25 protein-coding genes and 1 riboswitch are annotated in these 20,969 nt (G+C 45.7%); of the genes, 10 read left to right on the top strand and 15 right to left on the bottom strand.

Going from position 1 to position 20,969, the window contains the following annotated elements; all coding sequences use genetic code 11:
* Positions 1 to 65: 65 nt before the first annotated feature.
* The 3 genes from CZ502_RS04030 to CZ502_RS04020 all read right to left on the bottom strand — a co-directional run bounded on the left by CZ502_RS04030 (position 66) and on the right by CZ502_RS04020 (position 2,660).
* Complete coding sequence (locus tag CZ502_RS04030; RefSeq protein WP_076459813.1) at positions 66 to 1,232, bottom strand: MFS transporter; 1,167 nt, start codon at positions 1,230 to 1,232, stop codon at positions 66 to 68.
* A gap of 146 nt (positions 1,233 to 1,378) precedes the next feature.
* Entirely contained in the window at positions 1,379 to 2,236 is an 858-nt protein-coding gene (locus tag CZ502_RS04025) for an SAM-dependent methyltransferase (RefSeq protein WP_076459812.1), read from the bottom strand.
* Between the two features lie 10 nt (positions 2,237 to 2,246).
* Complete coding sequence (locus CZ502_RS04020) at positions 2,247 to 2,660, bottom strand: helix-turn-helix domain-containing protein (RefSeq protein WP_076459811.1); 414 nt, start codon at positions 2,658 to 2,660, stop codon at positions 2,247 to 2,249.
* A gap of 120 nt (positions 2,661 to 2,780) precedes the next feature.
* Between CZ502_RS04020 and CZ502_RS04015 the strand changes: the two genes are divergently transcribed.
* Entirely contained in the window at positions 2,781 to 3,761 is a 981-nt protein-coding gene (locus CZ502_RS04015; RefSeq protein ID WP_076459810.1) for an alpha/beta hydrolase, read from the top strand.
* 10 nt (positions 3,762 to 3,771) lie between these two features.
* Complete coding sequence (locus CZ502_RS04010; RefSeq protein ID WP_076459809.1) at positions 3,772 to 4,128, top strand: DUF1304 domain-containing protein; 357 nt, start codon at positions 3,772 to 3,774, stop codon at positions 4,126 to 4,128.
* A 213-nt stretch (positions 4,129 to 4,341) separates the two neighbouring features.
* Here CZ502_RS04010 and CZ502_RS04005 read toward each other — a convergent pair whose 3' ends face one another.
* From CZ502_RS04005 to CZ502_RS03985, 5 genes are all read right to left on the bottom strand, one after another.
* Entirely contained in the window at positions 4,342 to 6,306 is a 1,965-nt protein-coding gene (locus tag CZ502_RS04005; protein ID WP_076459808.1) for a cation:proton antiporter, read from the bottom strand.
* Between the two features lie 66 nt (positions 6,307 to 6,372).
* Positions 6,373 to 6,720: a magnetosome magnetite crystal formation protein family gene (locus CZ502_RS04000; RefSeq protein ID WP_076459807.1), complete on the bottom strand. Its 348-nt coding sequence runs from the start codon at positions 6,718 to 6,720 to the stop codon at positions 6,373 to 6,375.
* 41 nt (positions 6,721 to 6,761) lie between these two features.
* Positions 6,762 to 7,415 carry an energy-coupling factor transporter transmembrane component T family protein gene (locus CZ502_RS03995; RefSeq protein ID WP_076459806.1) on the bottom strand — a complete coding sequence of 218 codons (654 nt, stop codon included), beginning with the start codon at positions 7,413 to 7,415 and terminating at the stop codon, positions 6,762 to 6,764.
* A gap of 2 nt (positions 7,416 to 7,417) precedes the next feature.
* Positions 7,418 to 8,800, bottom strand: coding sequence for an ATP-binding cassette domain-containing protein (locus tag CZ502_RS03990; RefSeq protein ID WP_076459805.1), 1,383 nt, complete (start codon positions 8,798 to 8,800; stop codon positions 7,418 to 7,420).
* A 5-nt stretch (positions 8,801 to 8,805) separates the two neighbouring features.
* Positions 8,806 to 9,366 (bottom strand): ECF transporter S component, encoded by a 561-nt coding sequence (locus CZ502_RS03985; protein WP_076459804.1) that lies wholly within the window; start codon positions 9,364 to 9,366, stop codon positions 8,806 to 8,808.
* 76 nt (positions 9,367 to 9,442) lie between these two features.
* A riboswitch (TPP riboswitch) is annotated at positions 9,443 to 9,533 on the bottom strand.
* Between the two features lie 129 nt (positions 9,534 to 9,662).
* On the opposite strand from CZ502_RS03985, the gene CZ502_RS03980 reads away from it, so the two are divergent.
* The 5 genes from CZ502_RS03980 to CZ502_RS03960 all read left to right on the top strand — a co-directional run bounded on the left by CZ502_RS03980 (position 9,663) and on the right by CZ502_RS03960 (position 12,140).
* The gene (locus CZ502_RS03980; protein ID WP_076459803.1) at positions 9,663 to 10,448 is read left to right on the top strand and encodes a sulfite exporter TauE/SafE family protein; all 786 of its coding nucleotides are present in this window, start codon (positions 9,663 to 9,665) and stop codon (positions 10,446 to 10,448) included.
* Positions 10,449 to 10,605: 157 nt separating this feature from the next.
* Entirely contained in the window at positions 10,606 to 10,794 is a 189-nt protein-coding gene (locus CZ502_RS03975; protein ID WP_076459802.1) for a CsbD family protein, read from the top strand.
* A 93-nt stretch (positions 10,795 to 10,887) separates the two neighbouring features.
* Positions 10,888 to 11,442, top strand: coding sequence for an alkaline shock response membrane anchor protein AmaP (amaP, locus tag CZ502_RS03970; RefSeq protein ID WP_083673319.1), 555 nt, complete (start codon positions 10,888 to 10,890; stop codon positions 11,440 to 11,442).
* Between the two features lie 13 nt (positions 11,443 to 11,455).
* Positions 11,456 to 11,668: a DUF2273 domain-containing protein gene (locus CZ502_RS03965; protein WP_076459801.1), complete on the top strand. Its 213-nt coding sequence runs from the start codon at positions 11,456 to 11,458 to the stop codon at positions 11,666 to 11,668.
* Positions 11,652 to 12,140: an Asp23/Gls24 family envelope stress response protein gene (locus tag CZ502_RS03960; protein WP_076459800.1), complete on the top strand. Its 489-nt coding sequence runs from the start codon at positions 11,652 to 11,654 to the stop codon at positions 12,138 to 12,140. Before CZ502_RS03965 ends, CZ502_RS03960 begins: the two co-directional genes overlap by 17 nt.
* A 72-nt stretch (positions 12,141 to 12,212) precedes the next feature.
* Here the strand turns inward: CZ502_RS03960 and CZ502_RS03955 are convergent, their stop codons facing one another.
* The 3 genes from CZ502_RS03955 to CZ502_RS03945 form a co-directional block, all read right to left on the bottom strand.
* Positions 12,213 to 12,488: a hypothetical protein gene (locus CZ502_RS03955; RefSeq protein ID WP_076459799.1), complete on the bottom strand. Its 276-nt coding sequence runs from the start codon at positions 12,486 to 12,488 to the stop codon at positions 12,213 to 12,215.
* Between the two features lie 27 nt (positions 12,489 to 12,515).
* Positions 12,516 to 13,475, bottom strand: coding sequence for an Rpn family recombination-promoting nuclease/putative transposase (locus CZ502_RS03950; RefSeq protein WP_076459798.1), 960 nt, complete (start codon positions 13,473 to 13,475; stop codon positions 12,516 to 12,518).
* Positions 13,476 to 13,622: 147 nt separating this feature from the next.
* Positions 13,623 to 14,588, bottom strand: a complete 966-nt coding sequence (locus CZ502_RS03945; RefSeq protein WP_076459797.1) for a nucleoside hydrolase — start codon at positions 14,586 to 14,588, stop codon at positions 13,623 to 13,625.
* Positions 14,589 to 14,760: 172 nt separating this feature from the next.
* On the opposite strand from CZ502_RS03945, the gene CZ502_RS03940 reads away from it, so the two are divergent.
* The gene (locus tag CZ502_RS03940; protein WP_076459796.1) at positions 14,761 to 15,759 is read left to right on the top strand and encodes an NAD(P)/FAD-dependent oxidoreductase; all 999 of its coding nucleotides are present in this window, start codon (positions 14,761 to 14,763) and stop codon (positions 15,757 to 15,759) included.
* A 51-nt stretch (positions 15,760 to 15,810) separates the two neighbouring features.
* On the opposite strand, the gene CZ502_RS03935 is transcribed toward CZ502_RS03940, so the two are convergent.
* On the bottom strand, positions 15,811 to 17,199 hold the full coding sequence (locus tag CZ502_RS03935) for a L,D-transpeptidase (protein ID WP_076459795.1): 1,389 nt from the start codon (positions 17,197 to 17,199) through the stop codon (positions 15,811 to 15,813).
* Positions 17,200 to 17,738: 539 nt separating this feature from the next.
* Here CZ502_RS03935 and CZ502_RS03925 point away from each other — a divergent pair.
* Positions 17,739 to 18,395: a L,D-transpeptidase gene (locus CZ502_RS03925; RefSeq protein ID WP_076459794.1), complete on the top strand. Its 657-nt coding sequence runs from the start codon at positions 17,739 to 17,741 to the stop codon at positions 18,393 to 18,395.
* Here the strand turns inward: CZ502_RS03925 and CZ502_RS03920 are convergent.
* A complete protein-coding gene (locus tag CZ502_RS03920) occupies positions 18,373 to 18,591 on the bottom strand; it encodes a hypothetical protein (protein ID WP_076459793.1) in 219 nt (72 codons plus the stop codon). The genes CZ502_RS03925 and CZ502_RS03920 overlap by 23 nt on opposite strands.
* Positions 18,592 to 19,179, bottom strand: coding sequence for a hypothetical protein (locus tag CZ502_RS03915; protein WP_076459792.1), 588 nt, complete (start codon positions 19,177 to 19,179; stop codon positions 18,592 to 18,594).
* Between the two features lie 69 nt (positions 19,180 to 19,248).
* Here CZ502_RS03915 and CZ502_RS03910 point away from each other — a divergent pair, with 69 nt between their 5' ends.
* Positions 19,249 to 20,478, top strand: coding sequence for a D-alanyl-D-alanine carboxypeptidase family protein (locus tag CZ502_RS03910; RefSeq protein WP_076459791.1), 1,230 nt, complete (start codon positions 19,249 to 19,251; stop codon positions 20,476 to 20,478).
* Here CZ502_RS03910 and CZ502_RS03905 read toward each other — a convergent pair.
* On the bottom strand, positions 20,475 to 20,927 hold the full coding sequence (locus CZ502_RS03905; protein ID WP_076459790.1) for a GNAT family N-acetyltransferase: 453 nt from the start codon (positions 20,925 to 20,927) through the stop codon (positions 20,475 to 20,477). The genes CZ502_RS03910 and CZ502_RS03905 overlap by 4 nt on opposite strands.
* Between the last annotated feature and the right edge of the window lie 42 nt (positions 20,928 to 20,969).

The following is a 20,969-nucleotide window of genomic DNA, read 5'->3' as shown; positions in this document are numbered from 1 at the left end:
TGACCTGCGATAATATCAATACACGAAAAAACAGCAATCAAGAATTTTTCTTGGTTGCTGTTTTTTTATCTCCGCATACCAGTGTAACGCCGGCTGAGAACAAGGATTAAGATTGTTGCTAAGGCTCCGTAAACGGCGCCGACATAACCAAGGTTACGCATTGGCGTTAGGGTCACAGCCTGTGAGGCGGTGAAGGAGCCGAGAGAGATTCCAATATTGGCAAAGATCGAATTAAGTGAGGAAGCAAGGTCGAGGGATTGTGGGTATTCCTTTTCTGCGATATCTAAGAACATCAACTGGGTCGAAGCCCCGTAGCAGGAGAAGGCGATACACAAGATCGCCACGACTAAGATTGCTGCCCACTTAAACGAAAGGATTGGGCCAAAGACGATGAACAGCGCCGTCATGATAATGTAGATAATCCCGAGCCGGTGCACCCCACCGTTATCAGCGAGGTAGCCACCGAACTTGTTGCCAAAGATGAAGAAAATCCCCATCCCGAATAGCAACCAGTTTAACCAGGTATTATCAAAGCCCATCTCGTTAGTGATCAGCGGCCGAATATAGGTGTAGACAGTGTAGTCAGCAGCACAGATTGCAACGATAAAGCTAACACCGAGAAGGATCCGTGAATCCTTGAAGAGGACAAACTGCTTATTCAGGGTACTCTTGAACTGGGGTGTGTCGCGGGGGACCAGCCATATCAGCGAGGCAAAGACGACGACGGTAATTACGGAGATCATCCAAAAACTATCGTGCCAGGAAAAGGTTGTGCTGATGACGGTCCCGATTGGAATTCCGATAACAGATGCGATACTAAAGCCAGCAAACACCCACGAGACGAGGCTTGCCCGCTTATCGTGCGGGGCAACAAAACTGGCCATGACAAGCACCATTGAGATGATTGCGCCGGCAACCGTGGCGGTCAACACCCGTGATAATAGCAGTGAAGTATAATTCGTCGCCAGGGCTGTCCAGGTGTTACCAATAAAGAAGACAACCATCATTACCAACAGTACGTGGTGCCGTTTCCAGCGGCTAGCCATTGAAGTAATAATTGGTGTAAAAATTGCGTAGACAAGGGCAAAGACAGTGACGAGCAATCCCAGTGGCCCCAATGATTCGTGGTATTCCTTAGCGATATCGGGCAGGACACCAACGATCATGTACTCGTTACAGCCAAGCATGAATGCGACGAAGACAAACAGGATGGCTTGTAGGCGATATTTCATAAAGATGAACCTCCTTACGTGTAAAAAGTTATATAATGATTAAACTCGTCATATTTTAGCTGATTTGCGCCGTGATTACTAGGGAAGAACCGCAAGAAAGTGACCTTTTTTGCGAAATAAAAGACTGAGTTAATTCTCAGCCATTCTTACTCTGCTAAATATATTTGTTCATCAATTAAATCAAATGAATGGAGGTTAGCATTAACCTGCTTTAAACGGTCGTCCTGGCGAAGGTGAGCTTCTTGCCAAAAGCGTTTAGAGTCCGTTGCCCCATCTTTTTCCCCAATTACCAATAGGTGGACATCAGGGTAGTCACGCCGCAATAGCTGCAATACTTCCCAGTCAGTTTCCTGCTTATCAGGCGCCCAGGACATGATTACGTATTTAACCTGGTGACCATACTTCTTGATTGCCGCAATCGCGTCGAGCTTTTCAATCTGGGTTACCGGGTGTTTACCAGTTTCGTTTTCCGTCACCCAGGCTTGGCTATCAGTTGTGTAGATCTCCTGGTGGGCGTTATTGTTACGCAAGCCCTTGGAAATATAGCCATTCCCAGCCATAATCTCCAGGGTAGGGGCACCTGCTAAGTAGTCAGACAGGGCCTTCGCGAAGGGGGCGTTGACGTACGACCACATTCCATACGTGTCTTCGAGGTAGTCGCGGAAATTGCGGAGCGCTTTATCCAATTTTGGCAACGCTTCGTTGTATTGATCCCATTGTTTATCGCCGCGGGGATCACCCTGAGGATACTTTGCGTTAACTTGCTGGAAGATTGTATCTTGAATATTGTCTGGTAAGAGTAATTCGGGGAGCGGCTGGGGAAGGAGCCCGTTTTTTAATAGGCGGTCACTTTCCAGCGCATTATTAATCAAGTACTTGATCGGGGGAAAGTCATCAAACAGGTCCCGGTAGTGGGTTAATTCCTGGATATATGAAGATTGGTGGACAGCTTGCTGGGCTTTTTTAACCCGTTTTTTAAGTTGTTTTAGCTTTTTTGGATTCATCAAAAACTCCTTACTTAAGCTTCAAATCTAGTTGTTCCTGCTTACCGTAGAAGGTATCGGTATCGTGACGGTTGTTGCGTCCCTTGAGATAGCCATCGATTAGTTGGAAAATTTCATAACGGTCGTCGCTGGATAGGACCGTCTGGTTAAACGAAAGGTTCTTACTAGAAAAGAATAGCTTGGCGAGGTCAAAATCATCACGGTCGGTTTTTCCTGTCAGGTAGTCAAGACTGACATCAAAAAATTCCGCTAATTTCCGGGCTTCAACGTATGATGGCGTCCGGATGCCGCGTTCCCAGTTACCTATTTGGGAAGCAGTATTGGGTTTTTCGTTGGGGCCGAGATTGTTGTTGAGGTGTGTGGCGAGCTCTTTGAGGGTAATTTTTTGCCCCTTGCGTAAGGCTCGCAGACGTTCTGGAAACATTAGCTCACTTCCTTAATCGTATCAATTCTATTTTAACATTTACGTGCTTGTTTGGAATAAAAAGAATATGCAAAGCAACAGAAAGTGTGCTACACTATCCGCATTGACAAAAAACATAACATGGGGTTAATTATTTTGGAAACAAACGAAAAAACTAAACGTTGGCACCCTTGGCGGTGGCTGATCGGCATTATTATCTTAATCGCAATTGTAATCTTTGGGGCAAGTTGCTACTTCTTTAACGTTGCAATGGTGCCGGGGCACAAGTCCTTTGTTAATAACTCAACCAGGATTAGCAAGAGTGATCCGCTGTATTCACAGAAAATGTGGTTTAAACATGTGAAAAAGCAGCGGTGGACGATGAAGTCAGCGAGCGGCGACTACCGGCTGGTTGCTGACTATATCCCTGCAGCCAAGCCGACAACCAAGAATGTCGTGATCGCTCATGGTTTTATGGGCAGTAAGGAAAAGATGGGCGAGTATGCGGCATTGTACCACCAGATGGGCTATAATGTGTTGATGCCGGATGCGCGGGCACATGGTGAAAGCCAGGGTAAATACATTGGTTATGGCTGGCCGGAACGATATGATATTCGAAAGTGGATCAATAAGCTGATTCAAAAGAATGGGCAAGACAGCCAAATCGTTCTCTACGGTGTCAGCATGGGTGGCGCAACCACGATGATGACTAGTGGAATTAAGTTGCCCCACCAGGTGAAGGCCTTTGTTGAAGACTGTGGGTACACGAGCCTTGACGATGAACTGAACTATGAGGCAGGCAACTTGTACGGCATTCCGAAGTTTCTGCGAGTACCGCTAATCAGCACGATGAGCTTGATCAACCGGACGCAGAACGGCTTCTTTACCGGGGAGGCCAGTTCATTAGCGATGTTGCACAACAACCACCGGCCGATGCTCTTTATCCATGGCGCTAAGGATGACTTTGTGCCGACCAAGATGGTTTACCGAAACTACAAGGCCAGCCAGGGACCAAAGCAACTCTGGGTTGTTCCCGGGGCGGCGCATGCTAAGTCCTACGCCACGCACCCAGTACAATATCAACGTCATCTTGAACAATTTTTGAACAAGTATATTAAGTAGGAGGAGAGCTATGTTAGCAACCACTATCGTTATCTTAGTCGCAATCGAACACCTCGGAATCATGGCCCTGGAAATTTGGGGAACGCCAGTCCAACAGGCGAAGGCCTTTGACTTACCGCTAGCATTCACGAAACAGCGGGAAGCACGGGTATCATTTGCCAACCAGGGAATTTACAATGGAATGTTGGGCGCCGCAATGATTGCTTCTTACTGGTTATTCAGTGGAGCCACCCTCGTTCTTGTCTGGCAATTATTGTTAGTTTTTGTTATGGTCGTAGCGCTATTCGGAGCGTTCACGGCCACCAAGAAGATTATCTTCTTGCAATTCGCGCCGGCACTGCTTGCCTTTGTTTTAACGTTGATTTAGATGAAAACTGGGGCTGGGAAGAAACTATGTTTCTTCCCAGCCCCAGTTTTATCTCCGAATATTACATAGTAATCGCGGGAAACCAATAGGCTAGCTCCGCGTCGAAAGCGAGCCCCTCAAGGGTAACTACGGACAAACGTCGGCCCGTACCGTGCCAACGTCCGTCCTAAGTTACCCCACCGGGGCTCCGAGAAGCTTTTTTCCCAGCTTGTTTTAGTCAAGCGACTGGGTGTAGACAAGTTCGTCTGTCGAAATTTGCTCATTTAATGCATTTGCTAATTCCTGGGAGATTGACTCTGCCGCTAATTGTTCTTGCACGTAGCTGTGTTCAAGCTGGAAGGCTTCGATAAAGATCGACGTTACTTGGTCGTTTTCAACCCCGAAGTCGTGACTGAAGAACCGCTTCCGCTGGAAGTATGTTCGCCGGACCATCGTTACTTCGCTGGCATTCTCGGGAGTTTCAATGGAATGTAAGAAATCATCAATGTCCCGGTTGATAATGGCCAAAATTGCTGTTCCCCGTGTGCGCTGTTCACTGGTAAGGAAGCTATTGGGGTGCTTGACAGCTAGTTCTGGATGCTTCTTGATATTTTTCCGCTGGATAAAGTGCCACTTGACTCGGTGCCACAGGATGATCCAGAAATCAAGGAAGCGGTGTTTGCTTATCCGAAAAATTGACCGGTTGGCGAAGTTGATGAGGAAGGTGTTTTCACTTTCCGAAACCTTTCCTTCTTCGTAGAGGCGGTCAAGGGTTGCCAGTTCCACCTGCTGAGCTTTCGCCAGCAGCTGTTCGTAGACTTTATGGTCAAATTCATGGTATTGCGTCAACTGGCTGCTGAGTTGATCCATTACAATTGCCTTGGCAGGAGAGTATTTCTCGGAGGTCCGCAGCTCATTGACGGCATACTGCACCGTCTTAATGAATTGCTGTTGGAATTCCTCTTTGGAGTAGCTCTTCGACTTTGGCGGCAGAATCATTGGGTAACCCACCGCACCGACCGCGATACTGATGAGGATCACAATGGCGGCGATTAAAATCATTGAATTACGGAAGGCAAATTCGTGGTCATTAATCATGACCGGTAAGGAAAAAGCCAGGGCTAATGTGATTGTCCCGTGGACCCCACCGAGGGCAACAAGTAAACTATCACGGTTGAGGTTGGTCGAATGGATGTTGATGAGCTTCAACCGTACCCAGATGAAGCGAAGGGTCGTGGCAATCAGGTAGATTACAAATCCTAATGCTGCTATCTTCCCGAGGTTTTCTAAGGAAGTCCGCCCGAGCACCTGGGGCAGCATGACTCCTAAGAGGACGAAGACCAGCCCATTGAGGGCATCGCTGATGATCGCCCAGATGGTAGTCGTTGACATTTGTACCTTCGTGGAGGTTAACCGCAGGCGGTCATAAAGGATACTGTGGACAACGCCGGCAGCAACGACGGCCAGGATTCCAGAAAGGTGGAGTTCTTCGGCCAGCCAATAAATGACGATGGGGGTCATGACGTTGATGGGGATGACAATTGACCCGATATCAACGTGTGTCCGCATCAGGCTCATCCGCAAGCTGATCAAGAGGCTACCGAGAATGGCCCCGAAGATAATCCCACCAAAAAAGACGTACAAGAAGATCCAGATACCATGGCTAAGGGAAAATTCACCGGACCGGAAAGTTGCCAGGGCAAGTTCGAGCAACACGATTCCGGAAGCATCGTTGAATAGCGATTCGTATTCTAGCGCCCCGTTGACGTTTTCGGGCACCTTCATGTTGGTGGTGATGGACTTGACCGCCACCGCATCTGTTGGGGTGATGATTGCTGCCAGCATGAATGCCAGAGCAAGCGAGAAAGTCCCCGGTAGCGTTAAGTGGAGAAATTCACCGATAATCAAGACGGTGACGACTGCCAGCCCGACCGTGATCGATAGAATTGACTTAGCGTTACTCGAGAGGTAACGGAAAGATTGGTTTTGCCCGTCGTTAAACATCAGTGGGGCAATGATCACCATCATGAATAGTTCGGAGTGCATCGTAAAGTTGGTCGCCTCTGTCGGAAGGGAGGCAAGCAAGATTCCGGCGATGATTTGGTAAATCGAGAGCGGAATCTTGGGATAAATCAAGTGGACAACGTTAGCTGTTACCACGGCTGTTAAGAGAAGGATAATCCCTAATATCATTCCCATCGGATAGATCACCTCATTATTAGAATTAAAAACCGGGTTGGGAAGCTTTCCCCGCCCGGTTGGTGTTTAGTCTCTGCCAATTAGCATTTTAACTGCCATTGCAATATTAAAAATAAAAAGTAACAGGGCGATGAGGAGTGCAAATGTTAAAAAGATCCCGAATAAGGCCCCACCATGGAAGTTGGCGACATCAAGCGAGAGGACGCTAAATGCGAGAACGGCGGCAAGGACATATAGGGCGGGGAAGATCTGACTCCAGAAAGCATAGCAGGCATTTTTAGCGATGCTTGGCTGGGCAGTTGCGGTATTTTTGGCGACAATCCACACGATCAAAGGGAAGATTACCGGCAAAAAAAGGATGCTTAAATAGGATAGTGCATTGATAAGTCGCTCACTTAGGTTATTATTGTTCAATCTCGTGATCCTTTCTTTTTGTTTTATTATTACATGATTAGTTAAGGTAGTGCAATCACTAAGAACTGGACAGCCAAAATAATTCCGCCTAGCAACAGCCAGTCTTTTTTACTAATGGTAATGACGGTCGCAAAACTCCGCACCTGTCCCTCGACGAAGCCGTGGGATTCCATTGCCTGGGCAAGCTGGTCTGACCACTGAATGGCGGCTAAGATTGCCTTGAAATAAAGGGTTGGTGACCACCAGTGAAGGGTGACGCCCCGCATCCGGGCGGCCATGTAGATAGTGTTGATGGATTGTCTTATTCGTGGCACGAGGTTAAAGGCAGCAAGGACACCATAAGCATACTTACTTGGCAGGTGGCAGTTTTGTTCAAGCGAACGGGCCAGGGCCAGCTGACTGGTGGTGGCGGTGAAGAGGGTACCGAGTGAAACGTAGCCGTATATCCGTGATACCAACACCCACCCGTAAAACCAATCGCGGTCGGGACTGAAAAAACTGATGGTGATAAACAAGGCCATCGCAGGAAGAAACGGGATGGCGATTAGCCAGCAAAATTGCCGCCAGGAGAAGTGGTGAACTGCTAGCAAGGCCAGGGCAACAAGGATAATAATGATGTTGGCCCAGAGTTTGCTAGTAAAGGTGATCTCCAGGGAGATGAATAGGATTAAAAATAGTTTTAAACTTGGGTTCATGGTTAATTCCTCTGGTAAGAAAGCTGCTGATTTTGCATTACGAGATGGTAGTCAACAAAGTCTTCAATGCCGCTGAGTTGATGGCTGACAACGACAATTGTTAACGGGAGGACCTGACGACTCTCCCGGATTAACTGGAGAATTGTCGCCAGTGATTGAGAATCGAGTCCGGTGAAGGGCTCATCTAATAAAAGAAGCTGCTGCCCCATCATTAGCATCAATAAGAGTTGGAGCTTTTTCTTTTGGCCACCACTTAATGAATAGACGACCTGGTCTTCACGACCGTTGAGCTGAAGATCGCTCAAGGCCTGTTGAAGACGGGCACGTGTAAAGAAGGGGTTGTGACCGTGTTGGCGACTGAGAGCAAGCTCTTCCCCAACTGTGACGTTTAAAAACTGGTCGTTGGCGTGTTGGAAGATAAGGCCGACATCGCGGAAATATTTCCCGGGTGATATTTTTTGGATATCAGTGCCCTGAAAGTTGATTTGCCCGTCGTAGGGAAGCAGGCGGGCTAGTGCCTTGAGGAGGGTTGATTTACCGACCCCATTAGCGCCAGTAAGCAGGGTGGTCTTATTTTTGACCAGGTGGAGATTTGTTGGGGTCAGCAGGACAGAATCACCCTGGCGAATTGTTAAATCAGTAAAATCGACAATTGCTTGCTCATCTTTACTTGGCATCGTGACCCGGATTGGCGCGGCCTCCTGCTGGTCGGCGTGGCGAAGTAATTCGTTGCCTTCTTTAGGCGTTAGCGCGTGGAGGTGGTGGTCACGGAGTTGCCATACCTGGGGATGAAGCTCCTGGTAGCCAAAGCATTCATGATCGGTGATAATAATTGTCGTTTTGTTCTTGCGGTTGAGCTGGGCTAACTGGTTGAGGATAAGCTGGCGGTTAGCACTGTCGACGTTCGCAAATGGTTCGTCTAGTAACAGGATCGTGGGCTTCATGGCAACGACAGCTGCTAAGGCAACGCGTTGTTGCTGCCCACCGGAGAGCGTAGTAATTTTACGGTCAGCTAGCGGCGTTACTCGCGCAAAGCTGAGGGCCGTTGCAATTTGGCCTTTCATTTGCCCGCGGGGAACTTGGCAGTTTTCCAGAGTGAATTCCAGCTCATGGCGGGGAGTATCAAGGGCAAATTGCATTACGGGATCCTGAAATAGCATTCCGCTACGGCTCCCCTCTGGAACAGTCAAATTTCCGGCGGTAATCTGCCCACCATATTTTGGCAGTAAACCCGCAATTAATTTAAGGATAGTTGATTTCCCACTACCAGAAGGGCCGGTTAAGAGGTGAACGGCTCTCGGAGCAAAACTGGCAGTAAGGTCTGTGAGAACTGGCTCACCAGTTGTGAAACTAAATGAAAGGTGGTTAAAGCTGAATTCTTTCATTATGCCTATCCTTTAATGACGTGGGCCCGTTGGAGAAGGTTTGCAATTAGTTTAACGAGGATCCCCGAAAAGATAAAGACGGAGATAAAACGGACGATAAGGAGGATAATGATCATCTGGCCGCTAAAGTGACTATAACCATTTTTGAACCAGTCCCAAGCAAATGTTACGAGGGTAGTCATCACCGTCGTCATCACAATCGTCAGCCAGTTGTAAATTTTGTAGAAAGTGACGGTGAAACCAAGCTCGGTCCCAATCCCCTGGACAAAGCCAGAGATCAGGGTCGCAGCGCCCCACTGGTCACCGAGAAACATTTCAACAGTTGCCCCGAGAAATTCACCGAGAAAGGCAGACCCGGGAAGGCGGAAGAGAAAGCCGGCAAGTGGCCCGGCCATGCACCAAATTCCGATCGTAATGTCATTTGCCATTGGTCCGTAGCCGATTGGTGATAAGAGGACGGTCAGACCGTTATAAACAAAGCCAGCCGCAAAGTAGACGACCCCAAAGACAATCCCGATGAGGGCCAGTAGAATAATATCGCGTAAGTGTAGTTGATGTTTAGCCATAATAAAACTCCTTATTTTTCCGAGGATAAAATAAAAACTCCACGACAAAGTATCATGGAGTTAAAAGTTTAATTAAGTTAATAGCACTGAATCTCCCTTCGCTGGTATTAACCAGAGCAGGTTCAATGGGTATTATCTCAGCCGCATGGGCACCCCAGATAGTTTATTTCCCCATCATCATAACGAAGAACGAGGGGAAAAGCAACTGCAATGGAGAAAAAATAAGTAAATTCCTTTTTCTTTTGTGAGAAAGAGGATTAAAATAAGGGCATTATTAAATTACAGGATGGTTAAAAATGTCAGGAATAACCTTTAGTATGCTACTTATTGCAATCGGAATCATCGCGGGAATTATCAGTGCTGCTGCGGGACTTGCCTCCCTGGTCACGTACCCGTCGCTGCTCGTGCTCGGATTGCCACCGGTAATGGCCAACGTCACCAGTGCGTTTTCGACAATTACTGGTAACTATAGTTCAGTTTTCGCGTCATTTAAGGAACTGAAAGATAACCGGCAACAATTATGGAGCATCTTGCCCCTGGTCCTGGTCGGCTCAATCTTGGGGGCCTTCCTCTTATTTGCGGTTCCCAGTAAGGTTTTTGCGGATCTTGTACCACTGTGTATTGCAGCTGCGGGGATTATCCTCCTGTTTCCTCACCATCCTAAGCAAGGCCAAGCGACAATGGCCGCCAACAGTAAGTTGTTTGGTAAGTCCCGGATAAGTCAGTTCATCGACTTGTTAGCAATCTTTTTGGTCGGTGTCTATGCTGGCTTTTTCAATGCTGGAGCGGGGGTGATGATGTTAACCTTACTGACAATTATCAACCGGCAGAAGAGTTTTGCGGTAAATAATGCCCTCAAAAATGTCGCAATGACCGTTACGAACACGACTACCTGGATCGTCTTTGCGATTGAAACAACGGTTTACTGGAACTATGTCTTGCCGTTGATGATTGGTAATATCATCGGTGGCTATCTCGGGCCAATCATTGTCCGGCACTTACCAGGCCGGTTAATGCAGGTCTTAGTCGGGATCGGTTCATTAATTCTGGCCATATCACTAGTGATTAAAAATATGCAATAATGCTTACTTACAAATTTATTGTTAATGAAGCGCCGGAGAGAAAATCTCTTGGCGCTTTCTTTATTTCGCAATAATACAAAAAGATAAATTTTTGCCTGAATAAGACAAAATTGCTAAAATGAGAGCGTAGGATATCGATAGGTAAGGAGGCAATGTCATGAGTTTAGATGGAAAAATTGACAGTATGAAAGATAAAGTAACTGGCAAGGCGAAAGAGACTGAAGGCAAACTTACCAACGATAAGGGCCGTGAACTACAAGGTAAAGCAGAAAACCTGATCGGCAAGGCGAAAGAAAAAATTGATGAAGTAAAAGATAAGGTGCTTGGTGACGACGAACAAAAATAAAGCACGCTTCCGGCGAACACAGCGAAATGCAGGGGGACAGCATTTCGCCATCGACCGCAAGTCGCGCGGACTAAGCGAGGAGGGAGGTAGGCGATGACGAGTTTAAAAAAGCTACTCGGCAGTTTACTTCTTTTGCTTGGTATGTCAATCCTGGTAATTGAAGTAGTCCAGCAAGCACCCTACCAAAAAGTTGTCCATTTACCACAAGTTAGTTCCCAGTTGCTGACAGTAACTGGAATTCACCTGTACCTGTTTTGGGTGAGCTTGGGTCTGATGATGGTTTTGCTTGTTAGTTGGATTGTCCTCTTGGCTTGGCCAAGGCGGCAGGCGACTTACCTGTTTCAACAAAAACTGGGTGAATTAACAATTAACCGCCAGGCCGTAACTAACTTTGTGGCGAGTGCGGTGGCCCGTGAACCGTTTATCAAAAATGCGAAAGTAAAAGTGGAGATGCGGCGCAAGAAAATCAAGATAACGGTTAAAGGACAGCTTACTAAGAATAAAGATGCGGCAGCTCAGGGGCAGCGGTTTATAGAACAGGTTCGCCAGGATCTGGTTGACTGCCTAGGAGTATCCCAGCAAAGTAAGATTTCTGTCCAGCTAAAGGGTTATCAGCCACAAAAAAAGGGCGCACACCGCGTCAAGTGAGGAGGCGTAACCAATGAATTCAGATCGCTGGTATTTAGCACCCGCAATTGGCGCAAGTGTTGCGTTTCTATTAGCGTTATTATTCTTAATTGTTGGCTTATGGAAGACTATTTTATTGATTATTGTGGTCGTGATTGGCGCTATTCTTGGATTTGTGTGGGATTACCAAGGATGGAATATGAAGATAAAACGTGTCTGGAGGAAGAAGAATGGCAACACAAAGTAAAAGTCAAAGCAGTCCGAAGGTTGAAGGAGTAAAAGGTACTTTAACTTTTGAGGATAAAGTTATTCAAGAAATTATCGGTATGTCACTTCAAGATGTAAAAGGTCTCCTAACTGTTGACGGTGGTTTCTTTTCTAATATTGCAGAAAAGATCGTTAACACTTCTGACGTGACAACGGGAATTGACGTAGAAGTCGGTCAGGAGCAAGTTGCAGTTGACTTGGATATCGTTGCCGAATATAAGGTGGATATCACAAAGTTATACGAAGAGATCAAGCGGAGCATCGTTAAGTCCGTTAAGGAGATGACGGGATTAGATGTTATCGAAGTGAATGTAAACGTCGTCGATGTTCGGAGCAAGGCTGAGCATGAAAAGGCATCGGTTAGTTTACAAGATCGGGTCGGCGGCGTTGCCGAATCGACCAAGGAAGCATTGACATCTGACAAGTCAGACGATGCGGCCCGTGTTCAATAAATAGTAAAGGGACTGGCAAATTGCCCGTCCCTTTTTTAGACGCTAAATGTGTTAGGTGTAGTACGTGGATTGTTATTGGGTTAATTCTTGATAGTATTTCTCAGCTTGGGCTGGTGAAAGCTCGAGGATTTGTTCCATAAAGTTAATTACTTCTTCGCGGGACTTTCCGCCATTGATTAGCTTTTGAATTATTTGTCGTTCAGCCTTAGTTTTGCCTTGGCTCAAGCCTTCCTTAATCCCGGCAGCCTTACCTTGACTCAGCCCCTTTTCTAATCCTTGGCTTAACCCTTGCTCCTTAGCCAACGCAATACTGTTCTCAATATCCATCTCGTACAATGATCGTTGCATATACTCGCTCCTCCATTTCTGAAGAGGTTACTTTATTGCAGCTTGATAATAACCTTCTGCTTGTTTAGTTGTAAGGTTACGAGTCTTAACAAGGAAATTGATTATCTGGTCGTGTTGCTGCCCCATATTAAGCAGGCCACGCACCATCGCTACTCGTTCTTCATATTCCGCTGCTGCTTTACCTTGGCTCAAACCTTCTTTGATCCCGGCTGCTCGACCTTCTTTAATTCCAGCAGCCTTACCTTGACTCAGCCCCTTTTCTAATCCTTGGCTTAACCCTTGCTCCTTAGCCAACGCAATGCTATTCTCAATATCCATCTCGTACAATGACCGTTGCATATACTCTCTCCTCCATTTCCGGTTTTGCTTAACGAAGGTGATTCTCTTCTCTAATTGTACGATAAAATCGTCGTCGTCACCAACCTGGCGGTTCGCAATCACGTCGAGAAATTGTTGCAACTTAGGGTTCACTTCCCGGCAAAGGCTTGTCACGTCAAATACCAGGGTTTGCTCCCCGTCTGCGTATGTGGCCTCAGGATGGCCTTTAATCGACCGCTCAATCTGGTACTCTTGCTCCCCGAAGCCGAACGGATCGAAACAACAGAAAAAGATCACGTAAGAATTATCCGCCGTTGCGTAATTTTGCCCCTTTTCATAACAGTCCATCGCAAGGTTCGCATGGTAAAAACGGATCCGCTGCGGCAAATTATGCTTATCTACTACTTGCATCTCAATGTCAAAGCGATTATGCTGGTCATCCTCAACGTAGATATCCAGCCGCACTCCCTTAGCGTCATGACTACTGGTGAACTCCTGCTGGCTAACCACTTGCTTAACTCGTTTAAGATGCAAGGCTGGCAGGACCCGACGCAGGACTTCCAAGGTGATTCGCTTATCCAACATCACCTTATTGAAAACAAAGTCGTTGGCTAGTCCCGCTTCTTCCCAGCTGCGACGCGCCTGTGCTAATAATTTTGAATTTGGCATTTTGCACCTCCTAATAGATATATACGTAAAAAGATGCAAAATGCACGAAAGTTTTTGCAATTTAGGTGATTGTTTAATGCGCTGCAGGATAATTGCTTTAAACTAAAAGAAGCTGACAATTTTGCCAGCTTCTTTTAGTGAGTAATGTTAGTTTTCCTTGAATAAGTTGGTCAAGTGGTCCATGAAGACCTTAAGGTAACGTTCCTTATCCACGTTAACCGCAACCTTAACATTCGGGTTAGGGTCATTTAACTTAGCGTTGTCACCAACTGTCCGGCCGTAGAATGGGCTATCTGGATCGTATTCACAACGCATGAAGAGACTGATCATTGACACGAATGATGGGTCGATACCAACACCAACTGCTAGTGGGTCGTGAAGGGCACAACCACGCTTATCAATGTCGAGGTTGTAGTAAGCGTCGATGTAGAAGTCAGTGATGTCAGCGTACGCCTTACCAGCCGTAGTGCCGAGTTCACGCCATTGTTGAGTTTCCTTCTTGGTCAAGAGTGTCCGTAAAGTAACATCAAGGCCAACCATCGTCAGTGGAAGACCTGACTTAAATACTTCATCAGTAGCCTTTGCATCTTGGTTGATGTTGGCTTCAGCAGCTGGGGTAACATTACCATCAACTGTTAAGGCACCACCCATGAATGTAACGTTACCAATCAAGCTGGCAATTTCTGGATCCTTCTTGAGGGCAGCGGCAAGGTTGGTCATTGGACCAGTAGGGATGATGATTAAGTCCTTACCATACTTGTGCGCGGCATCGATGAAGAAGTCTACCCCGGATTCTTCTTCGATTGCACGTTTTGGTGCAGGTAATTCAACTTCCCCGATACCATTGTTACCGTGGATGTCCTTAGATACTTGCATAACATCAAAGTGGTCGGATGTGCAAGAGTGTGGCAAGCCCTTAAATACTGGAATATCAGTGTGTCCTAATAATTCGAGTAACTTAAGGCTGTTTTCAGCACAAACGTCCAACGTGTTGTTACCGTATGAGCTGACGATCCCAATCAGATCAACTTCTGGGTCAGCAAGCGCATAAGCAATTGCTAAAGCGTCATCAACACCAGTATCTAAATCAAGAATCATTTTCTTTTTTGCCATAATAGTAGTTCCTCCAATTCAAGTAAATTTACTACCTTTACCTATATGTTAATTTAATTCAGCTATAAATACAAACAAAATTTGATACCGTTTCCACAAAAAGAACCGAATTTAGAAAATCTTATAAGATGATATAATGAATTCACAAGCTGAAGTGAAAGGAATCAAAAATATGACAGATCAAATCTATGATGTAACGATTATCGGTGGTGGCCCAGCGGGGATGTTTGCTGCGTTTTACTGTGGCCTTCATGAACTAAACGCGCAATTAATCGAAAGTCTTCCCCGGCTAGGCGGACAAGTCGGTGCCCTTTATCCGGAAAAACAGGTGTGGGATGTCGCCGGGATGCCAGGGGCAACGGGGCGGGAGTTAGTCGCTAGCTTGAAAGAGCAGATGGCTGTCGCACCAGTTGATACCTTTCTCGGTGAGACCGTTAAGAACGTTGTTAAAGAAGATGACGGGACATTTACGATTACGTCAGAAAAACGGACTTCTCATAGCCGGGCGGTCATTATTGCTCTAGGTAACGGGGCGTTTACTCCCCGAAAGCTTGCAGTTGACGGGGCAGAAGAACTTGAAGGGGCACAACTGTCTTACTTTGTAAAACGCAAGGCTGACTATGCTGGCCAACGGGTTGCGGTTTTAGGTGGTGGTGATTCGGCAATTGACATCGCCTTAATGCTTGAACCAGTTGCCAAGGAAGTCCACCTGGTGCACCGGCGGGACCAGTTCAGGGGCCTTGAGCATACTGTTACCCAGTTGAAACAGTCGACAGTTAAGCTCGATACCCCGTACCTTCCGCGGGCACTAAAGCTTGAAGATGACCAGTCAGTGACCTTAGCGCTTAAGAAGATGCGGAGCGAGGATGAGGCAGAGTTAAATGTTGACCAGTTGGTTGTCAATTATGGCTTTACTTCCAATAATGCCGCCCTTAATGAATGGTCATTGGATCTCGCTGAAGAACGGAATTTGATTAAGGTTGATTCGATGATGGAGACCAACGTCGATAACGTTTATGCGATTGGGGATGGGGTTACTTATCCTGGTAAGGTTGCCTTGATTGCAACCGGCTTTGGAGAAGCACCAGTAGCAGTGACAGCACTGGCGAAGAAACTCTATCCAGATAAGCGGATGGCGATGCATAGCTCATCGATGGGAATTAGTAAGTAAAAATGACCGTGCGCATTCGGTAATCGTTGAATGCGCACGGTCATTTATTTATTAGTAAATAATTACTGGTTCGTTCTTTTGTAAGTAGTGGAATGCTTGTCCCGCAACGCTTGGGTGCATGTTGATGCAACCGTGGGAACCATCGCTAAGGTAAGCGGTCTTTGACCAGTTGTGACGCCAGCTTGCGTCATGGAAACCACAACCGGTATCAGTAAATGGTGACCAGTAGTTAACCTTACTTGCATAAGGGGAACCATCGTCATTTTGTCCCCGCAGAACTGATGGCGTTTGCTGGTACATGATATACCAAACACCTTTTGGCGTCCGGTTACCTTCATTGTTAGTCCCACTAACAATATCAGTGCTCAGGACACACTTACCGTCCTTGTAGAACCAAGCGTGTTGGTCAGCAAGCGAAACTTCCGCGTAGGTGTTACCGATTCCGTCGTTGGCAGTGACGTTATAACCAGTACCACCGGTATTATAACCAGTTCCGTAAATATCTTGGGCACCGTTAACATCGCTCTTCCCCTTTAAGATTGCCTGGGTAAGGGTGTTGGCCGCCTTAGTGTTACTGATCTTCCAACCGTAGGAACCGCCAGCAGCAGTAGTAATTTCGTTGCCAGCGTGGGTCTTAAACTTAAAGGCTTTGCCAAGGGTGCCTTGCTTTTTGTTAATCTTCTTTACTTCGTTATCAAGGCCGGTAGTGACAAAATTATACTTGCCATCCTTGTATGTCGCCTTGGTAATGATTTGTGCACTTGTAAAGTGATACTTTTCATTTTCAACCTGGTAGGTGACTGACTTGCCGGTTAACTTTTCTAGCTGCTTTTGTTCATTTTTAACCGTGTTGCTATCTGCAGCCAATGGCTTTTGGTAGTGAGGAGTTACCTTGATCGTACCATTACCGGCCTGATTGTCTACTTGCTTTAAGGCCTTTTGTAAGTTGTACTTGGTCCCGTTAACAGCGGGAACAACGCTTACCTTGTCTTTCTTGTAAACAGCATAAGCATCAACCGGTGCCTTGCGTCCAACATTGAGCTGGTTGATCTTTTTTGTTACTGCTGTCCGGGCAGGGTCTAAGGAGCGATTATCAAAGTTGCTTGGCTTAACTGCAACATTGACCGCCTTGTGACTAGGGAAAAAGGTGAATTGCTCACTTAATGCCTTAGTAAACTTTGCTTCGTCACTGCTTGTAAAGTGCTCCTTTGTTGGCTGTTGGGCCTGGTAAACCAAGTCATGGTTAACATATACCTTGGTCGTTTGTGACTGCTTACTTACTTTGTCGTAAGCTTGTTTAGCAGTAAGCCCCCCGACAGCCACGTTATTGATCGTTGTATTCTTATTAAAATGATTCTTTTGATGAATATACATGCCGGCAAGGAGGATAACCAAAATTGCGATTATGCCCCCAAGCCAGTATTTAATATTTAAACGCATTTGTACCTTCCTCAAATCGAAAAATATTTATTTTGAAATAATTATGCTTTTATCTTAGCACGGAAACCTAATAACACAATGAAAAAATAAGTAAAATTAATTATGATTGTTGTCGTGCCTTTAAATACCGGTCGATGCCATCCAAGAGAAACTTGAAAAATAAGCATAAGTTCATTAATAAGAAGGTCTTAAAAAAGACATGCCAACTAATTACTTTTAGTGAGAAATGGAATAGGTCATAGATAATGACTAGCAAAATAAAGAATAAATTAGCTCGTAAAATGTCTTTAGACCATTTATGATTAATGATATAGTACCAAGTATTAGATAAAATATTAAAAAATCTGCTCATGATGACCCCTCAAATTAGCTAAGTGAAATTAGCGTAAATAATTGCAACAATGAAGAAAAAGAGGGCCGTCAAATATGAAACCTTTAAATTATCTCTCAATTTAATCACCTTTCCTAGTGAAGATTGAATGAAACCTCTCTATAATATAATAGTGATATTTTGAATTATCTGTAAAGGAGAAATTGATTTGAGCTTACGAATTAAACACTGGATCTACGTGATATTTTGCCTTTTAGTGGTAATTATTGCCATTGGACCAGAATTGCACGCTGCATCTAATTCGCATCCCCAAAGTGAAAAAGTAGCTGTTAAATCGCAAGTTAATAACAAACCACAGACAAAAACGACTACCACTAATGATCACATGCGGACGCCGATTGATTGGCATAAGTCGTCAGAAACAATTCCTTACCCAGATTTGAGTAAGGTGAAGAATTTTTGGATTAAGGTAGATTTGAAAAAGAACCGGACATACTTATACGACGGTTCGAAGGTAATCTACACAATGTATAGTACGGGTGGCATCTACAAAAAGGATAAAGCAACCGGGCAAATGAAGAGTGCTACGCCGACCGGTACGTTCTATATTGAACAAGAACGGGGGGACAGTTTCTTCAACCAGTCCCTAAACGAAGGGGCAAACTACTATGTTTCTTGGAAGAACCATGGTGAGTACCTCTTCCATAGTGTGCCAACCGAAGCGGGTGGTAAATACAATGAGGAAGAAGCTGCTAAGCTAGGAAAGACACAAGGATCGCATGGCTGTATCCGGTTATCAATCCCTGATGCCCAGTGGATGGAGCATAATCTTCCAGTCGGGACTAAGGTCGAAATTGTTGGTTAGTACGGATCGTCAATAACTTGAGGACAATCAGGATAATGTCGATCACGGCAAGAAAAATTAGCCCACAAGTAAACGATAGCTTAACTAACGGGATAAAAAAAGTCAGTAAGTCATAAGCAACCATCACAATGACCAAGATTAAACTGCTGCCGAGCAGGTGCTTAAAGAATTTACCGTGAAATAGTTGAGTGAGCATTTATTTACCCTCCTTGATTACTAATTGGGTGCTTTGGGGGATACTTTGCAACCACTTTGCATCCGGTTTAGAGACGAGGATGGTATTTTTAGTTGCATTGATTTTGGTTAGGCGGTGGGGAACTCGTTGACCGTCCAAGCCCGTAACTGGTGCTTCAATATAGTGCCCCTTGCTGATGCCAAGCCAGTTTTTCGCAGTGGTGTGTTTAGCGCCGACAATGTGGTAAATCTCTTGCCCACGCGCCTTGAGAACGTGCAACGGCTTTGCTTGTGGTTCAATATTTATTTGGGCATTGATGGTGTAGATTGCCTTGTGAGTGGCGGTATTCACCACAATAATTTTATTTTGTTGTTTAAGGGCAACTAATTCTAGCGGGTCCTTGGTGGTCAGCTTGGGGTATGACCATTTTTCAGAGGGCCGGTTGATATTGGGAGCGCGCAGGCGGTTGCTAGTGATGACTTGGCTAGCCTTGGAACTGCCAGTGATGAAGTTATCAGCGCGAAAATAGTAATAAATATTAAAAAATAAAATCAGAATGAGGAATAATCCAATTGATAATTGCAAAAGGTGTTTTAGTTCTTTATTCATAATGAATTCCTTTATTTTTGGTTCTAAGTTCATCTTACCGTACTTAAACAAATTAGGAGAATAGATTTCATGAAAAAAATTAAACTTTTTGTTGTGACCCTGTTAACGGTGTTGCTGCTGGGGGGACCATCCGCAACAGCAAGTAGCCGGATTGATGCGGCCGCAGCGATGATGGTTGATGCTGAAACCGGTCAGGTGATTTACGAGCAAAATGCCAATAAAAAACTACCGGTAGCGTCGATCACTAAGTTACTGACGATGCTGGTAATTGAGGATGAAATCCAGCAAAAGCAGCTTTCCTGGAATAGTCAGGTGAAGATTACGCCTGAAGTTGCGGCAATTTCCAATGATCCAGCATATTCTGCCATCGGGCTAAAAGAGGGACAATCATATTCGGTGCGGATGTTGATAAACGCAATGCTGGTAAGTTCAGGCGATGGTGCCGCCGCCGCTCTTGCCTCCGCTACTGGCGATGGAACGGATGAGTTTAACCTTAAAATGGTTAATAAGGCAAACAAGCTTGGCATTCATGATATTACGATTGTCAATGCGGTCGGCTTGAACAACGGGGACATGAAAGACCTCAAACTTGCTGACCTGCCAACCACTGCGGCCAACACGATGAGTGCTCGGGATGTCGCCATCATCTCCCAGTACTTAGTCAAAAATTATCCGGAGATTCTACAGATAACTGCGCAAAAGCAAACCAAGTACCAGCTTACCAAGGGGCAGGTAAAGACCGGTGAAAACCTAAATAAGATGCTCCCTGGTGGGAAGTACACAGTTAAGGGGGTTAAAATCGATGGTCTAAAGACCGGGACCTCTGATGAAGCCGGGGCCTGCTTTGTTAGTACCGGGACCTATCACCACCACCGGATCATTACCGTTGTCCTGCACGCTAATGGTAAAGATAAAGATAAACGCTTTGTCGCTACCCAGGAACTGTATAATATTTTGAAAAATGAGGAACACCTGCAGACGATCAAGGTGCCAGCATCCGCAACAACCAAGAAGGTTTCCAATGGGGCAGAAAGGACGATGAACCTGCGGCCACGTGAAGTCGCCTTCTGGAACCCGTATGACACTAAGATTGACTACACAATTGGTACCCAGTATCGCAAGTCGTTGATGAATAAGAACGGCCACTTTGAAGCGCCAATTTGGAAGGGAAAACAGGTCGGACAATTGCGGATTGCTAGTGACCAGATTAAGACCCTGAATGATGAGCCACTGACTTACCCGCTATATAACAGCCATGATATTCAACGCGGCAACTTCTGGCAACGGCTGTGGCACTAACAGGGCTGTATAAGGACGACGAGGTCATAGAGGCGTAAGTTGTTCTCATAAATTGGCTGTTGGTAGTTATCAATAAAAAAGTCGGGGATGATTTTCTTCATCCGGAAGCCGCATTTCTGGTAGAGGTAAAGCTGCTTGAAGCTAGTTGAGCCTGTACCAATCTGAAGTTCACGATAGTGGTGAGTGACGGCATATTTTTTAGCAAATTCAATTAACCTTGTTGCGAGATGGTGATTTTCAAAGTCAGCATCCACGGCAAGGTTTTTTATTTCTAGGATGTCTGACGAATGAGGAAGCAGGAGGATGATTCCTGCTAGCTGGCCCTGGCAAGTAATAGTAAATCCCTGACAGGCGGGCAGGTATTGGGTAATGACTTCTTCACTGGGATCAGCCCGTAGTAAGAGTTGCCAGTGGGCTGCTGTTAGGGTCGTAAGTGTTTTTATTTGCATTATTGGAAGCGCCTCCGGTAGATTAGTAACTAAAAGTAGGTG

Origin of the sequence: Limosilactobacillus caccae (assembly GCF_900156885.1) — a bacterium.
In the GTDB taxonomy this organism is placed as follows: domain Bacteria; phylum Bacillota; class Bacilli; order Lactobacillales; family Lactobacillaceae; genus Limosilactobacillus; species Limosilactobacillus caccae.
The sequence above is the reverse complement of the archived record's forward strand: the minus strand, read 5'-3'. Positions and strand labels throughout refer to the sequence as shown.

What these genes read in the sequence shown, in the direction of transcription:
- CZ502_RS04030 (WP_076459813.1), bottom strand. Translation starts at nt 1,232, where the DNA reads ATGAAATATCGCCTACAAGCCATCCTGTTTGTCTTCGTCGCATTCATG.
- CZ502_RS04025 (WP_076459812.1), bottom strand. Translation starts at nt 2,236, where the DNA reads ATGAATCCAAAAAAGCTAAAACAACTTAAAAAACGGGTTAAAAAAGCC.
- CZ502_RS04020 (WP_076459811.1), bottom strand. Translation starts at nt 2,660, where the DNA reads ATGTTTCCAGAACGTCTGCGAGCCTTACGCAAGGGGCAAAAAATTACC.
- CZ502_RS04015 (WP_076459810.1), top strand. Translation starts at nt 2,781, where the DNA reads ATGGGGTTAATTATTTTGGAAACAAACGAAAAAACTAAACGTTGGCAC.
- CZ502_RS04010 (WP_076459809.1), top strand. Translation starts at nt 3,772, where the DNA reads ATGTTAGCAACCACTATCGTTATCTTAGTCGCAATCGAACACCTCGGA.
- CZ502_RS04005 (WP_076459808.1), bottom strand. Translation starts at nt 6,306, where the DNA reads ATGGGAATGATATTAGGGATTATCCTTCTCTTAACAGCCGTGGTAACA.
- CZ502_RS03995 (WP_076459806.1), bottom strand. Translation starts at nt 7,415, where the DNA reads ATGAACCCAAGTTTAAAACTATTTTTAATCCTATTCATCTCCCTGGAG.
- CZ502_RS03990 (WP_076459805.1), bottom strand. Translation starts at nt 8,800, where the DNA reads ATGAAAGAATTCAGCTTTAACCACCTTTCATTTAGTTTCACAACTGGT.
- CZ502_RS03985 (WP_076459804.1), bottom strand. Translation starts at nt 9,366, where the DNA reads ATGGCTAAACATCAACTACACTTACGCGATATTATTCTACTGGCCCTC.
- CZ502_RS03980 (WP_076459803.1), top strand. Translation starts at nt 9,663, where the DNA reads ATGTCAGGAATAACCTTTAGTATGCTACTTATTGCAATCGGAATCATC.
- CZ502_RS03975 (WP_076459802.1), top strand. Translation starts at nt 10,606, where the DNA reads ATGAGTTTAGATGGAAAAATTGACAGTATGAAAGATAAAGTAACTGGC.
- amaP (WP_083673319.1), top strand. Translation starts at nt 10,888, where the DNA reads ATGACGAGTTTAAAAAAGCTACTCGGCAGTTTACTTCTTTTGCTTGGT.
- CZ502_RS03965 (WP_076459801.1), top strand. Translation starts at nt 11,456, where the DNA reads ATGAATTCAGATCGCTGGTATTTAGCACCCGCAATTGGCGCAAGTGTT.
- CZ502_RS03960 (WP_076459800.1), top strand. Translation starts at nt 11,652, where the DNA reads ATGGCAACACAAAGTAAAAGTCAAAGCAGTCCGAAGGTTGAAGGAGTA.
- CZ502_RS03955 (WP_076459799.1), bottom strand. Translation starts at nt 12,488, where the DNA reads ATGCAACGATCATTGTACGAGATGGATATTGAGAACAGTATTGCGTTG.
- CZ502_RS03950 (WP_076459798.1), bottom strand. Translation starts at nt 13,475, where the DNA reads ATGCCAAATTCAAAATTATTAGCACAGGCGCGTCGCAGCTGGGAAGAA.
- CZ502_RS03945 (WP_076459797.1), bottom strand. Translation starts at nt 14,588, where the DNA reads ATGGCAAAAAAGAAAATGATTCTTGATTTAGATACTGGTGTTGATGAC.
- CZ502_RS03940 (WP_076459796.1), top strand. Translation starts at nt 14,761, where the DNA reads ATGACAGATCAAATCTATGATGTAACGATTATCGGTGGTGGCCCAGCG.
- CZ502_RS03935 (WP_076459795.1), bottom strand. Translation starts at nt 17,199, where the DNA reads ATGCGTTTAAATATTAAATACTGGCTTGGGGGCATAATCGCAATTTTG.
- CZ502_RS03920 (WP_076459793.1), bottom strand. Translation starts at nt 18,591, where the DNA reads ATGCTCACTCAACTATTTCACGGTAAATTCTTTAAGCACCTGCTCGGC.
- CZ502_RS03915 (WP_076459792.1), bottom strand. Translation starts at nt 19,179, where the DNA reads ATGAATAAAGAACTAAAACACCTTTTGCAATTATCAATTGGATTATTC.
- CZ502_RS03910 (WP_076459791.1), top strand. Translation starts at nt 19,249, where the DNA reads ATGAAAAAAATTAAACTTTTTGTTGTGACCCTGTTAACGGTGTTGCTG.
- CZ502_RS03905 (WP_076459790.1), bottom strand. Translation starts at nt 20,927, where the DNA reads ATGCAAATAAAAACACTTACGACCCTAACAGCAGCCCACTGGCAACTC.